The organism is Clostridium transplantifaecale (assembly GCF_900626075.1).
Lineage (GTDB): Bacteria > Bacillota > Clostridia > Lachnospirales > Lachnospiraceae > Otoolea > Otoolea transplantifaecalis.
Genome location: NZ_UYZY01000003.1, coordinates 276,916 through 293,411 on the forward strand (window position 1 = coordinate 276,916; position 16,496 = coordinate 293,411).

6 protein-coding genes are annotated in these 16,496 nt (G+C 48.1%); all 6 read left to right on the top strand.

Annotated features, from left to right (window positions below; genetic code table 11):
- Positions 1-182 precede the first annotated feature (182 nt).
- The 6 genes from EJL91_RS12850 (at position 183) to EJL91_RS12875 (ending at position 16,212) form a co-directional block, all read left to right on the top strand.
- A complete protein-coding gene (locus tag EJL91_RS12850; RefSeq protein ID WP_243125333.1) occupies positions 183-5,066 on the top strand; it encodes a chemotaxis protein CheB in 4,884 nt (1,627 codons plus the stop codon).
- 136 nt (positions 5,067-5,202) lie between these two features.
- Entirely contained in the window at positions 5,203-6,054 is an 852-nt protein-coding gene (locus EJL91_RS12855) for a GGDEF domain-containing protein (protein ID WP_125142373.1), read from the top strand.
- A gap of 87 nt (positions 6,055-6,141) precedes the next feature.
- Positions 6,142-8,715, top strand: coding sequence for a hybrid sensor histidine kinase/response regulator (locus EJL91_RS12860; protein WP_125142374.1), 2,574 nt, complete (start codon positions 6,142-6,144; stop codon positions 8,713-8,715).
- Positions 8,716-8,719: 4 nt separating this feature from the next.
- On the top strand, positions 8,720-10,300 hold the full coding sequence (locus EJL91_RS12865) for an ABC transporter substrate-binding protein (protein ID WP_125142375.1): 1,581 nt from the start codon (positions 8,720-8,722) through the stop codon (positions 10,298-10,300).
- A 258-nt stretch (positions 10,301-10,558) separates the two neighbouring features.
- Positions 10,559-14,443: a PAS domain-containing hybrid sensor histidine kinase/response regulator gene (locus tag EJL91_RS12870; RefSeq protein ID WP_125142376.1), complete on the top strand. Its 3,885-nt coding sequence runs from the start codon at positions 10,559-10,561 to the stop codon at positions 14,441-14,443.
- A 92-nt stretch (positions 14,444-14,535) separates the two neighbouring features.
- Positions 14,536-16,212: a sensor domain-containing diguanylate cyclase gene (locus tag EJL91_RS12875; protein WP_125142377.1), complete on the top strand. Its 1,677-nt coding sequence runs from the start codon at positions 14,536-14,538 to the stop codon at positions 16,210-16,212.
- Positions 16,213-16,496: the final 284 nt, after the last annotated feature.

Genomic DNA, 16,496 nt, shown 5'->3' on the forward strand with positions numbered 1-16,496 from the left:
AAATTCTTTATTTATTCAACCTCCTATGATAAGATTAATTCATAATATAAAGAGAATTCAGGGTTATAATTTTTATAAAAAATTATAGCCTTAGTTTTATTTTCCAGTTTAGGCTTTATTCATATTAGAGCAAAGAGAATAAGAGGAATTGAATAAATTGATAGAATGGGGAAGTGAAGGGAATGGATACAGAGAAGGTTAGTCTGATGGAGACGGCGGAACCATATGGAAAGGATATCCGTTATTTGGTTGGGATTGGCGCATCGGCAGGTGGGGTAGAGGCTTTACAGGAGCTTTTCAGCCATATGCCGGTAGATACAAACGCCTCATTTATTGTAGTACAGCATTTATCTCCAAACGCAGTCAGCATGATGGATCAGATCTTAAGGAAGTCCACCGCTATGGAAGTAAAACTGGCGGAGGAAGGGGAGCGGCCCCTGCCTAACCATATCTATCTGAATGTACCAGGCAAAACATTGACAATCGTTAATGGACACCTTCATCTCGACGCAGCAGAATCCCAAAATCATTTATATTTACCTATTAATATTCTCTTTCAGTCGCTGGCATCGGCCCAGGGGGCTCATTCCGCAGCAATAGTCCTGTCGGGAAGCGGCTCGGACGGTTCGGTTGGAATTGGCTCCGTTAAGGAGAGCGGCGGGCTGGTCATTGTGCAGAAGCCGAACGAGGCCCAATATGCATCAATGCCGCAGTGCTGCATAACCACCGGGCTGGTGGATCTGGTTCTGGATGTGGCGCAGATTGGGGATGCACTGCAAAGTTACCTGAAAAACCCCCATATCAGGGAAATTCATGAAAATACCCAGGACAACCTGGAATTGGCGGAAGATTATGCCCGCATTTTAAACGCAATCAGCCTTTACTCGGGAATTGACTTCACAAAATATAAAACCAATACGATTTACCGGAGGATTGAACGCCGCATTGCGCTAAACAAATTTCATGGAATGAGTGAATATCTGGATTATCTGCTTTCGTTCGAGGAGGAGCGCGAGGCTCTTTACCGGGATCTCCTGATCGGCGTGACCTCTTTTTTCCGGGACGAGGAGGCATTCCGATGTTTGGGGGAACGCGTGATCATTCCGCTCATCAGAAAGAGAAAACCGATCCGGATCTGGAGTATTGCATGCTCCGCCGGCCAGGAGGCGTACTCTCTTGCAATTCTTCTTTGCGAATGTATGGACCGGTTGAAAATTAACGTGGATGTTAAAATTTTTGCAACCGATGTGGATCAGACCGCCATTACAACCGCACAAAAGGGAATTTATCCCGACAATTTGTTTGACGGAATGGATCAGAACATTATAAACCGCTACTTCGAATCCACAAACGGCGGCTGTATGGTGGGTGAAAAAATCAGGAAAATGATTGTATTCGCCAAACATGATATTTTCAAAGATGCGCCGTTTTCGCGTTTGAACCTGATTGTCTGCCGAAACATGTTCATTTATGTAAAGTCGGATGTGCAGCAGAATACAATAGCGTCGTTCTTTCATCTTCTGGCTGATGATGACAGCTACTTATTTTTAGGAAGCAGTGAATCTGTGGGTGAGTTGGACGATGCCTATTCATTGATCGATAAGAAATGGAGAATCTATTCTAAAAATAAAAACTATACGGCCAGTGCTTCTTTGACGTATCCGATGATTAATTTAAGCGGTGCGCTTGCCGTCGAACAGGGAGAGAAGAACAGCTGGGCAGGGGCCATAAAGCGTAAATACCGGCCTTCTGCTATCTCAGACAAGCTGCTGGCGGCCATAGCTGGGCCGTCCATCCTGATCGACGAGGACCGGAAGGTGATGCAGATTATTCAGGGCGGAGGACAGTATATGAGACTGCAGGATGGACAGTTTGACGGCAGCCTTGAATCTATTTTCTCCCCAAGCCTCTCCATCCTGATTAACCATCTTCTTACAGATGTGAAAAAATCTTTGGTAACGCGGCTGGAAAAACGCGTGGTGGGACTGGCGGATTATCCCAATGAAAGTCTGTTCGTAAGGATTCATTATCTGGATATACCGGAGGGGGAATTTTATCTTCTTCAAATCCAGGCGGAAAAACACACAGCTCCGGAGATTATTGTTGATTCGGTGGACCTCCGGGAACTGAAGGATCAGAGAATTCAGGAACTGGAACGCCGGCTTAAAGAGAGCGAATGGAACTTGAGACTCGCAGTTGAGGAATCAGAATCCCGCAATGAAGAGCTGCAGGCGACCAATGAGGAACTTCTGGCCTCAAACGAAGAGCTGCAGAGTACGAATGAGGAAATGCAGTCGGTCAATGAGGAACTTTATACAATCAATGCGGAATACCAGAACAAGATCGTTGAACTGACTACAGCAAACGCAGATTTTGACAATCTGCTTCTCAATGCGGATGTGGGCGCTCTGTACATAGACGGGAACATGTGTATCCGCAAAATAACACCCATCATGCTTCATCATACCAATCTGCGGATTACAGATTTGGAACGTCCCGTTACGCAGATTAACTTCCTGGACTCCTACCCGGACTTTATAAAGGATATTACCCGTGTATCGAAGCAGAATGAAATTATTGAAAGAGAAATTACAGATGATGACAATGTAATATGGCTGGTACGTATCCGCCCCTATTATGATCACAGTAATACGCCTGGGGGTGTTCTGGTTTCCATGTTTGACATCACAAAACGGCTGGAGAAAGCAAAATTTGAGCTGAAGAACCTGACCGACAGCATCCCGGGAGGCGTGCTGCGCCTGCGTTTTGATAATGCTCTGATTATTGAATATGCCAATGACAGCTTTTTTGACATGGTGGGCTATCATGCCGAGGAGATGCGCCATGATTTCCATAACTGCTTTGACAGGCTTTTGCAGAATGAGGAGTGGGAGGCATTAGAAACTGAAATCAGGCATGCCGATTCCAACGGCGGAGTTTTAAAGACAGAGTTCCGCTTGCGGCGCAAAGGAGGGAAAAGCCAGTGGTGTTCCCTTCAGGCCGTTGTGTTCCAGATGGACCGAAGAATCGAGCTTCAATGTATTGTAACCGATATTTCTCTGATCAAGGAATATGAGGAGCAGATGAGACTGGAGCGGGATTATTATAATTCCCTGTATGAGAATGTGGTCTGCGGCATCATGCAGTATGAGATCATGGATGACAGCCTGCGCTGCTGCAGCATGAATGAGGAGGCGGTGCGTATCCTGGGATTTGCATCGGAAGAGGACTTTAAGCGTCAGTCAAGGCAGACACTTCCGGAACTTACTTTCCCGGAGGATGTGGAGTATATCCGTAAAAAACTGCTCTCTCTCAAAGATGTGGGTGAGAGCGCCGGCTTTGAACACCGTATCATAAACCGGAAGGACGGGACGCACTGGATTACAGGCACGGCGAAAGTCATTCAGACACCGGACGGCCGCAGGCTGATACAGAATACATTTATGGACACAAGCGAGAAAAAGCATGCCCTTGAGGAGGTCGTGGCAGAGCGTGACCGGTATGATAAACTTTATAAGATGCTTTACCACACGGCTGTATGCGGCATTATCCAGGTGGATATAGAGGGAGAGAAGATCCTGAGCACCAACCGTGTTGCATTGGATTTGATTGGGGAGCCAGACAAGAAACAGATAGAGTCTTGCCTTTTCAGCAGGGAGCCGGCAACACAGTATCAGAAAAGCCTTGCCCGGATTGGAAATTTTATGCGCATGATGAAACAGGCGGGAGAAAAACGTGATATCCGCCTGACGCTTGAGAGGAAGGATCAATCGTCGGTCATTATTGAAGGTACGGCGAGCAGGATCCTGGAGGATGCAGGAGAGGGGATTATCCAGTTTACATTTATCGATGTAACGGAGCGGGAACGATTAAAGGAAGCTCAGTTGGATCTTGCGGTCGCGATACAGTCTAATTCTGCAAAAACCAAATTTCTTTCCAAGATGAGCCATGAGATACGGACGCCGATGAACGGAATCATGGGGATGATTGATATTGCCAAATTGAATTTGCAGAGCGGAGAGAAGGTATCGGAGTGCCTGGACAAAATGAAACTATCAATGAAACATCTCCAAATGCTCGTGAATGATGTGCTGGATATGTCAAAAATTGAGAGCGGAAAGATGGAGGTCAAAGCAGTTCCCTTTAATATACGGGAATTGTTGAGTGAGATTATCGAGGAATACGGTTTTTCAGCATCAAAAAACAATATCGGTCTTACGCAGGTAACCAGTTTTGACCATGACTCGGTTGTTTCAGATCCTCTGTTTATCCGTGAAATATTGGGGAATTTAATCAGTAACGCCATCAAATTTTCGGAACCCATGGGAATTGTCGCTTTAACCGCGAAAGAAGAATCTCTGAAGGAGGGGATGTCCCAATATACATTCTCTGTCAGGGATAACGGATGCGGGATCAGCGAAGAAAACCAGAAAGTGATTTTTGACGCATTTGAACAGGGCAGCGGCAGTGAAAGCGGAAAGATTCCCGGTACGGGCCTGGGGCTGTCGATTTGTAAAAACCTGATTGAACTTTTGGGCGGAACACTGAGAGTGGAAAGCACTGTAGGGAACGGATCAGAATTTTTCTTTACCATTCCGATGAAAATCGCCCATCAGGATGCCGTCGGAAAGGAAGTAAAGCCTCTGCAAAAGTCGGATAAAACCTTTGAGGGAAAGATGATTTTGCTGGCAGAAGACAATGAGCTGAATGCGGAAATCGCAGAAACACTCCTTTGCAGTTACCATTTCGGGGTGGAGCGCGTTGAAAATGGAGAAGAGGCGGTGAAGACGTTCCTTGAGAAGCCGGATTACTACTATGATTTAATCCTGATGGATATTCAAATGCCTATTATGGATGGATTGGCCGCTGCGCGAAAGATACGTACCAGCAAGCACCGCCAGTCCCTGACCATCCCGATTATTGCTATGAGCGCCAATGCGTTTGGGGAAGATATACAGCGTTCCCTGAGTGCCGGAATGAACGCCCATACTACCAAGCCTATTGAGATTGAGAAACTTGTAGCGCTGCTTGAAAACTATTTAAAAGAAGCACAGCAGCGTAAATAACTTTAGCGGCATGTGAATGCCGCATGATATCAGGGCCTTTGATTTTGAAAACACCAGGACTGCGCCGATTATTGTCCGGACAGCCAATGCCTTCACGGCGTGAAAGCCGATTATCCAGTACAGGAAGAGAGAGTATATGGAACATTTTGACTATAATGTGTGTAAACTATGTTTTGATAAGATGCCAATTGCTTTTACTATCATAGAAATACTTCTGAATGATAAACATGAGCCGATCGATTTCATTTTCCGCTATGCAAACCAGGCTCATGCCAGACTGGAGGAAGTGGATTTAGAGAATATGCTGGGACATCGTTTTTATAAAGAGCTTTTTCCGGAAAAACATGATAAAAAGTGGCTGAGATATTACTATTCATCTGCGTTCCAGGGAAAAAACCACGAACTTCATGAGTACAGCGCCGAGATAGATAAATACCTGAAAATTATATGTTATCCCTGGCATATCCCGGGATATTGCGCATGTGTCCTGATGGATGAGACAGATTTAGTTGAAGTGCAGAGACAATTGAATTTTTTGGCGGGGTATGACGCCGCGACCCGGGTCCAAAACAGAAACAGCTATGTTGAGTTTTGCGGTAACCTGGAAAATAACGGAAGCGTGGGGGTTGTATTTGTTGATGCGAACAACCTGAAACTGACAAACGATACATATGGACATGATATGGGGGACTATCTTCTGCAGCTGATTGTGGAACGTATAAACAGCAGGTTTGCTAAGGGGGAGGCTAATATATTCCGTATTGGCGGTGATGAGTTTGTCGTCATACTGAATGGGATCAGCAAAAAGAGCTGCCGGGAAAAAATCATGGCCCTGCGTCAAGATTTTAAAAACAGCGAATTGGTACATCTGCCGAAGGATTTAGCGGCGGTGGGGTGGAGCTGGACCTCACATCTGTCCTCTATCGAGGATTTAGTCCGGGAAGCAGATAAAGATATGTATATTGCCAAGCAGATGAGCCGTCAGTAAACGGGGATGAACCGGACGGCTGTGAAATGAGGGTATATGGCAGTGCGGGGTCCCAACTGCGTATTGTCAGAAAAATGGAGAATGTATATGAAAAGCAAAGTGGGAAGGCACAGATATACTGCGCTTGTTTTTGGTAATATTCTTATCGCTGTTTTCATACTGGTTCTTTGTGTGGACTATGCTCAAAATGTGCGAAGTGATAAAGAAGGCGCGGCGCGGGAATCTTTTACCGCAGCCGTGGAATCCACTTCCCAATTATCCTATGGATATATGCGCAGTCTGCAGAACGAATGTGACAGCTGGGCTTCTTACTTAGAGAATCACGGTTACTCAATGGAAGAGTCCATTGAATATCTGAAGGAAGTAAATATAAACGATAATGTTTCCGTACATATTTTGTATTACGACACTTTATCCGGTTTATCAACAGATGCGGGAACTGAAGGGAACAGCGTCGATTATTCGCATGTGGCGGAAGCCTTCACCTACATATTACCTCAAATGGTAAATGGAAGCAGGGGAGAAGGCGCTATTTATATTTCCTCCGCGTACATTAATCCGGCGGACGGTGTCAACAGCGTCGGTTTTTGCAGTCTTTTAACGCTCAAGGATGAAAACGGAGAAAATGCGAAGGCAATTCTTGTAAAGACGATTCCTGTGGAAATACTGCATTCCCAGTGGCTTTTTCCCGGTGCATACCGCGATGCGGAGGTTTCGCTGATTGATATTAACGGGCGGTATATCATCAGATCTGATTCAATGAGCGGAGATACCTTCTGGACATTTATTAAACAGAATAATGAGCTGTCATACGTGGATATCGGAGAATTCCAAAGCGAGTTCCAGAAAAGGGACAGTTATCTGGTTGAATTAAAGGATCAGGCTGGGGAGGCAGCCTACTACGTCAGCGCAAGGATTAGCAACACACCCAATTGTACGTTCGTAGGCTATATTCAGTCAGGGGCTCTGGTGAATATGGGATTTGACTGGCATATGCTTTTATATGTGACCGCCGGTTTCTTTCTTATTCTGCTGCTGGACGGAGGCAGCATCCTGTATATCAACAGCCAGCTCAGGAAGAGCATAGAGGAAACACGGAGAGCCAATATGGCTAAAACCCAGTTCCTCTCCTCCATGTCGCACGATATCCGTACTCCGATGAATGCTATCATAGGGATGACAGCCATCGCTACGAAACACATTGAGGATCGGGCACAGGTGCTGGACTGCCTGAATAAAATTGTGTTGGCCGGCAACCATCTGCTTACCCTGGTTAATGATGTGCTGGATATTTCAAAAGTGGAATCGGGCAAAATGGCCTTGCGCCCGGTAGTGTTTTCACTCTCTGAATTAAGTGCGAACCTTGTGAATATCGTCAGGCCGCAAATTAAGGAAAAGGGACTGGACTTTGACGTCCGCCTCCATCACCTGAATTACGAGTACTTGTATGCGGACGAACTGCGGGTAAACCAGATCTTCATCAATCTTCTTACCAATGCAGTAAAGTATACGAATCCGGGCGGGAGCATCGTCCTGGAGCTTGGAGAAGAACCCTTGCCGGAGGACGGCAGTAAGGTGGTTTTGACCTATATGGTTCGCGATACCGGGATAGGCATGTCCCAGGAATTTATGAAGAACATGTACCGGACCTTCACCCGGGCGGTTGACAGCCGTATTGACAAGGTACAGGGTACCGGCCTGGGGCTTGCCATTACCAGGCAGATGGTGGAGCTGATGCACGGCACTATCGACTGTGAGAGCGAGCTGGGGAAAGGAACGAAGTTTACGGTCAGGCTGACACTTTCCATAGCGGAACGAATTACAGATGATTTAATGCTGCCGCCGATTCGGCTGTTACTTGTAGATGACGACGAGGTGTTCCTCGAAACGGCAGAGGATATGCTGGTTTCCATGGGCGTAAAGGTTGATATAGCGGTCAATGGGCGTACAGCCGTTGAAATGGCGGCTGCAGGACATGAAAGCGGCCAGGATTATCCCGTCGTAATCGTGGATTTGATGATGCCGGATATGGACGGCATTGAGACAACAAGAGCCATCCGGGCCAGGATTGGGGACGAAGTTCCTATCATTATTATCAGCGCATACGACTGGACTGAAATGGAAGACGCCGCAAAGGAAGCTGGGGCGAACGGGTTTATCAATAAACCAATGTTTAAGTCAGCTGTTTACGAAAAAATGAACGAATTCCTGCATTTTTCAGAGGTGGAAACAGAGGCGCCCGATGACAGCGCGGACGGTCTTCAGGGGCTGCATCTCCTGATTGCCGAGGATAATGACCTGAACTGGGAGATCATAGAAGCGCTTCTTAAATTCCATGATATTGACTCCGTTAGGGCAGGGAACGGACAAATCTGCGTTGATATTCTGAACCGATCAAAAGCAGGGACATACGATGCCGTCCTGATGGATATACAGATGCCTGTCATGGACGGGCGTGAGGCAGCCATGGCGATACGCTCCTTCCGGGATAAAAAGAAACGTGAAATTCCCATCATTGCCATGACAGCGGATGCTTTTGCAGAAGACATCCAGTCATGTCTGGAGGCTGGAATGAATGCCCATATTGCAAAGCCGATTGATATGAAAAAGCTGCTCAGGGAGTTGCGGAACGCGGGGCTTGCCGATAAAGCGGGAAGGTGATTTTATGAATAAAAAAAAGCGGTTTTCGATTCTGCTGGTATCCATAACAGCTGTATTTCTTCTGTCATCCGGATGCGGCAAAACTTCAAAGACGGGGGTAAGCGGCACGGAGGTGCTCTACCATGCGTATTACTCTGAACCGTATATGACGCTGGACCCGAGTACGGAGCAGTCCAACGGGGTTAAAATTCTTTACAATGTATACGAAACCCTGACACACTACGATGACCGGACGGAAGAAGTCACGCCGCTGCTTGCAACCGGCTGGTCATCCAACGGGGAAGGCACAGAATGGACATTTAAGCTGAGGGACGATGTCAAATTTCACGACGGGGAAACGATGAATGCGGAAGCGGTCAAGAAGTCAATTGACCGGACCATCGCTCTCGGAACGGGAGCTTCCTACATCTGGGACAGTGTGGATTCCATCGAAGTGACCGGTGAGTATGAAGTGACATTTCATCTCCGCTACAGTGCATCCATCCCGCTGATTGCGTCGGCCGGCAATGCGGCTTATATCATGAGTCCCAATGTGATAAATAAGGACGCGGAATGGTTCAACGAGGGGAATGACGGCGGGAGCGGCCCTTACACAATCGCCACGGTTTCCGCGAGAGCGGTAACCATGAAGGCTTATGAAGATTACCGGGGCGGCTGGAAGGACAACCAGTATAAATATGTATATATCCAGGAGGTTGCCGATTCCGGCGCCCGCCGGGAACTTCTTGAGAGCGGGGAAGCACAGCTGGCGTCCGATTTTTCTACTGAAGATTTAAATATATTGCGCGGAAAGGACGGATTTACCATCCTCACTGCAAACACCTTTACTAATGTTATTCTGATGTTGAATACAAAAAGTTTACCCTGCAGTAATACGGACTTCCGAAAAGCCCTGGCATACGCCTTCCCATATGAAGAAGTGGTCAATGATATTCTGAAAGGAAGCGGAACCCAGTCACACGGCATGATCACAGCGGGGCTGTGGGGGCACAGTGATGAGCTGATGCAGTATAACTGCAGTCTCGAAAAAGCAGCGGAGTATTTGAAAAAATCAGGCATGGATAATGCCACCGTAACGGTTTCTTACATGGGAAGCAACGCCGTATATGGTGAAATGCTGAACCGGTATAAGGAAAACCTTGCAGGGATTGGTGTGACTTTAAAACTTCTCAGCATGGACTGGGACGCGCAGATGTCCCTGGCGGGGAGCCCCAATCCTGATGACTGCCAGGATATCATGGTTATGAAATGGTGGCCGGATTATGCAGATCCCGCCAGCTGGTTCTCAACGCTCCTGATGGATTCAGGGACTTCGGCGGGATGCAATTTCTGTTACCTGGATGGACATGTGTTCGCTGCTGAGAACAAAGAGGCGGTCGAGTTGACCGCAACAGACAGGGACGCTGCGGAGAGGACATACATTCAGATGCAGGAGAAAATTCTGGAGGAATGTTATATGATTTTTGCATATGATGCAGTGCAAAATTATGCCGTAAGTAATGCAATCGCCGGTGTTTATGAGAATCCGGCTTATCAGACCTGCGTGTCTTACTATGATATTACCAGGGTATCTCCAGACAGGTGAACCGGCGGGCGTAAACGGAGTTTTCAACGGCTGCTGAAGGAACCGGGATGCAAAATGGTTTAAAATACTTTGGCATAGGGCTGGAATTTTAACCCTTAAAGCCGAGTCAAATAAGGTAAAAAAGACGCGTTTATCAGTAGAAATATTGTCTACCTCTGGTGCGCATGATATAATATGGCAAATATAGGCAGAGATTTTAAGGACGTGCATATTCCGCGGCTTTTGATGCGCCGCACATGATGAAAGGAGGAGCGGATTATGATTCAGGAACGCTCCCTGTCCAAGGCTCAATTGATATCGGTGCTGGATCACGCACCGATGGCGGTATTGGTTGGTTCATCCGATAATCACACGCTGTTATATGCGAATGATCGGGCAAAAGATACATTCCTGGCAGATTTAGGAGACAGCGGGCTTTGCTCTCTACTGAATTCCACAGAGGGGCTGATTCGGGAGTACCGGAACCCGGCAAGCGGACATCTCTACCAGCTCAATGGACAAATTATTGATTGGGACGGGAAAACGGTTCATATCATATATGCCACAGATATCAAGGAAAAGAAGTGTGAAGAGGGTGGCATGAACGCGCAAAATGATGCCTGTTCTGATGTGAGCGAACAGCAGCGCCTGGAGGAAGAATTGAACTCCGTCAAAGAGAAGGCACGGGATATCATAAATGCGATTCCGGGAGGCGTTGCCATTTACAGAATCTCGGACATCTTTGAAACCATATACTTTTCAGACGGCGTTCCTGCCTTGACCGGCCATAGCAGGAAAGAATATGAGGCCCTGACAGCCGATGATTCTCTTGATGTTGTTTATGAACAGGATAAAGAACGGGTCAAAGCGGCTGTGAAAAAAGCCCTGTACAGCGGGGAAGTCCTGGACATCTCTTACCGGATGTATCACAAGAACGGAGGCCTGATTTGGCTGCATGTCAAGGGACAGCGCATGGGCCCCTTGACCGATTCTGCAAAGTTTTATGCGGTATTTATGGGGATGTCGGACGAAGCGCGCCTGTTTCAGGAGATGGCCAATGATACGGCAGACGGCATTTATGTGATAGGGAAAGAAAATAAGGAACTGTTTTATGTGAATGAGTCCGAGAAACTTTTTGTAAAGGGCCGTCCCTGTCTGGGAATGAAGTGTTATACCGCGCTTCACGGCAAAAGTGAGCCTTGTGAATTCTGCCACTTAAAGAGCCATGAGCCGGATTTGGAAAAGGGCGAGGCAGAGGTGGAGGATTCGGGCCGTGTCTATACGATACGCTTCAAGGAAGTCGACTGGAACGGAATACCGGCTTATGTGAAATATATCCGTGATACCACAGAGGAAGCAAAAACCCGCAGAGAGCGGGACCGGCTGGAACAGTATTTTCAAAATATGCTGAAAAATCTGCCGGGAGGGGTGGCAGTGGTCCGCTGTGAAAAGGATGGAGGGATGATTCCGGAGTATATCTCGGAGGGGCTTGCGGCCACTACCGGTATGACACTGGAAGAAGCGTGGAAACTCTACCAGGAAGACGCTTTGAAAGGTGTCCACCCGGATGACCGGGAACACACAACTCAGCAGCTGGCCGATTATATTGCCAGCGGGAAAAAACGCTGTGAGCTTGAGTACCGGCTTTTGAATGGAACCGGGGACTATGTATGGGTCAAGAATACCCTGTCTCTTATCCAGAGTGAGGGAGGGGAGCAGAAGATCTATTCCGTTTATAGTGATATGACGCTGGAACGTGAGGAGAGGGCCCATGTCTGGCAGCAGTACAATGATCTGATCCTGCAGCATTACCAGAGGCATGATCCCAACGCTCTGGTGCTCGGACACTGCAACATCACACAAAACTTTATAATAGAAATTATGGACCATACCGGCCTGGCTCTCCGGGAGACATTCGGCTCTGTCCGCGAGGAATTCTTCATCGGTCTTTCGACCCTGATCGATGAAAATGAACGGCAGGCATTTCTGGATATCTATTTGCGGGAACCTTCCCTGGCCGCTTTTGAGCGGGGGGAAACAGAGCAGACGAAGGAATTCTATGTGTATCTGCCGAATGAAGACAGCGGCCGGTATGTACAATTTGAGATGCACATGGTAACTACCCCCGACAGCGGAGACGTCACTGGTATTTTGACGGTGACGGATATCACGGAACAGGTGGTTTCCGACCGGATTCTGCACCAGCTTTCGGTTACCGGGTACGATTTTGCAGCGGATTTAGATTTAACGCGGGATACCTACAAAATCCTGTCACTGGATCCAAATGCCCGTTTTGTACCGCCCAAACAGGGAAAACATTCTAAATGGATGGAATATATGATGGAGCACAGAGTCGTTCCGAAAGACCGGGAACAATATTGGAACGGTTTAAATATGGGACGCATGGCCGAGCGCCTGGAACAGGGCGGAGCTTATACTATTGCCTTTTCCCTCATCGATGATTACGGGGATATCAGAACCAAGAATATGACGGTTTCACCGATTGATCTCCGGCTGGGCCGGGTCTGTCTGTCCAGGACGGATATCACTGATTCTATCCGGGAACAGCAGCGGCTGCTCCGGGTGATTGCCTATACCTGTGAGCTGGCAGGTTTCATCGATGTCTTTACGGGCAGTTTCACCATGTATACGAGACAGATGGTATTGGAAAACCTTCCGCCCTATACGGCGGAAGTCTATAATACGTCTTTAGAGAATTTAGCGGGTTATTACGAAACAGCCGCCGACCGTGAGGCGGTGAAGCAGCAGTTCCGCCTTGAAAACCTGAGCCGGCAGCTGGAAGAAAAGCCGGACGGTTTTGATTTTGTCCTGCCATATCAGTCATTGGAGGGAAATCTGCGGTATAAGCAGATCAACGTATTATGGGGGGATCAAAATCACAAGACGGTTTGTCTGGTGCGCTCTGACGTAACGGATATGCTGGCCGCAGAGCGGGATGCAAAAGCAGAGCTGGAAAAGGCGCTGGAGCTGTCACGGGAAGCCAGCCGGGCAAAAAGCGACTTTCTGTCTGCCATGAGCCATGACATCCGTACGCCGATGAACGCCATCATGGGTATGACTACGCTGGCGAACGCCAATGCCGGTGATCCGATCCGGGTGCAGAGCTGCCTGCAGAAGATATCCATGTCCTCTAAGCACCTTCTTAGCCTGATTAATGATATTTTGGATATGAGCCGGATTGAACAGGCCAAAATTGAACTGAACCGGGAGCGGCTCTATATGCCGGAACTGGTGGTCCAGGCTACGGAGATTATAGCTCCCCAGGCGGACGCGGCCGGACTGAAGTATGACGTTCAAATAGGCGGGATACACCACCCGTACTTCTATGGGGACGCCTTACGTACGAACCAGATTATGATAAACATTCTGGGTAACTCGGTAAAGTTCACGCCGGCGGGAGGCACCGTAAGGTTTTTACTGGAGGAAATTCCGGGGACAAAAGGGGACGGGTGGGTGCGCTACCGCTTTACCGTCAGCGATACAGGGATTGGAATCCCGGAGGAAACCCAGGTACATCTGTTTGAACCTTTTGCCCGAAGCAGCGCGGTATCCCGGTTGGAAGGCTCCGGACTGGGACTGAGTATTGTCAAGGGCCTGGTGGATCTTATGGGAGGAGAGATATCCGTACAGAGTAAGGTGAATCATGGCTCCACCTTCACAGTAGAAATGGAAAATGAGATAGCCCCGGTCCCGGAAGAAACTGAAACAAAAGTTTTTGAGGATCCGGTGGGGGAGCCTCTTGCGGGGAAACGGTTCCTTGTAGCGGAAGACAATGAGATTAATGCTGAGATTTTGTGTGAGATTCTCCGGATGTACGGCGCGGAATCGGAACTCAAAGTTAACGGAGCGCAGGCGGTAGAGGCGTTTTTCGCTGCGGAGCCGGCTGCTTTCGACGCGATTTTGATGGATATCCAAATGCCGGATATGAACGGCTATGAGGCGGCCCGCGCCATCCGGTCGGGTGACAGAGCCGACGCTGAGACGATTCCTATCATCGCCATGACCGCCAACGCTTTTGAGAAGGACATTCAGGCGGCTATGGAGTCAGGTATGGACGCCCACATTGCTAAACCTGTGGATATTGGGGTTATGCTTGAAACGCTTAGAAATACGCTGGACGGCAGAACCGGACGGAGGAGATGACAGACGGAAACGCCGGGCCGGTTCTTATCTGACAGATAATGTACCGCGTGGCGGCTTACGCTGCCCGGATTTAATCTTATAAGGAGCAGACCATGAAATCTATTCAGACAAAATTTATCGCGTTGATTTTAGGGTGTGTTTTGCTTTCCTCCACTGTTATCGGCGGCGTTGGAATTTTTACCGCAAAGCAGGTCAGCGATGAAAATTCAACCAAGATAATGAATCTGCTTTGTACGGAAAAAGCCAGGAGAATAGATACCCTTTTATCACGCATTGAGCAGTCGGTGGATACGCTGGCGGCGTATGCCATCGGGCAGATTACCAGTGCTGAAGTTCTGCAGACAGATGATGTCTGTCTGGAAACATATACAGAAAATATTTTGTCTGTTGCTATTAATGCCGCCGATAATACGGAGGGAGCGCTGGCTGTCTATCTCCGGTTCAATCCCGATTTTGGAAATCCGGTTGCCGGATTTTTCTGGGGAAAGACAGAGCTAAACGGAGAGTTTCAGGAATTTATGCCGACGGATTTATCAGAATACAGTCCGGATGATGTGGAACATGTTGGCTGGTATTATCAGCCGGTAAAAAGCGGAAAAGCCATCTGGATGGAGCCTTATCAGAATCAGAACATCAATATAGAAATGATTTCCTATGTGGTACCGCTGTATGCTGATGATGTGACGGTCGGAGTAATTGGGATGGACATAGATCTGGATGTTGTCAGGGATATGGTCCGGGATGTGGAGGTATACTCCAGCGGTTATGCCTTTTTATCAGACGCGCGGGCCAATATAGTGTACCATAAGGAGTTCCCGCCGGGTACATCGCTTGCGGGGCTGGAAAACGGCCTGCCGGCATCCAAAGAACTGATGGATGCGGGAGAGAACAACCGTCTGGTAACATACTTTATGAACGGCGAAAAAAAGAAGATGGCCCTATGCAGTCTGAGAAACGGAATGTGGCTGGGAGTTACGGCCCCGACGGCTGAGATAGATGCCGCTAAGAACCGGATGATACTGCAAAGCGGTTTTGCCCTGGTGTTTTTTTTGATTTTTTCTGTGTTTCTTACCATTTTTATGACACGCCGTCTCATCCGGCCTCTGAAAGAGCTGAATGAAGCGGCCAGGAAAATTGCCGGGGGTGATTTATCGATAGTAGTGACACATCGGACACAGGATGAAGTAGGGATGCTGGCGGACAGTTTTCAGCTGACGGTCAATCATTTGCAGAAATATATCCATTACATCAACAGCCTTGCCTATCTGGACGGTATGACGGGCGCAAAGAACAAAACAGCCTATCAGGAGGCGGTGGCTATGCTGGACAAGCAGGCCAGTCCTGAAAAGATGCAGTATGCGGTGATTGTATTTGATATCAATGATCTGAAGACCGTGAATGACACCCGGGGCCATGACTCCGGTGACAGGCTGATCATTAATGCGTGCAGGATTATATGTGAAGTATTTAAGCGAGGTTCCGTTTTCCGCATAGGCGGTGATGAGTTCGTGGCTATTTTAGACGGTCCGGACTGCGGGCATTACAGGGAATTTCTGATACAGTTCCAGGAGGCGGTAGAGGAATTCAACCGCTCTGAATCGCCTGGAGGACAGATTTTTATTGCCACGGGCGTCGCGGTTTATAACGAAGAGACCGATACATGTTTCAATGATGTGTTCAAACGGGCGGACGAGGCCATGTACCGGCAAAAAGCAAACATGAAACGGAAGAAAAAAGCGGAAAGTGAGAATCCTTTTCCGCAGGGATAGCAGTGAAACATGAACCTGACAAAGCCGGGGAATGGAGTTAAAGCTCCGTTCCCCGGCTTTGCCAGGGCTGCGGTCCGGCTGGGCGCCCCGCAGCGCTCCAGGCACATACAGTCCCCGCCCAATCATTAAATCATATCGCAGTTTTGAAAACTATGGTATAATGACCCGGCGGGGCATTATACCTGCGCATACCGTTTTCTGCGTCCACCGCAGAAATACGGGCGCTAAGTTCCGTCGGAGACACGTATTCACGCAGTGAATATGATATAATGACCCGGCGGGGC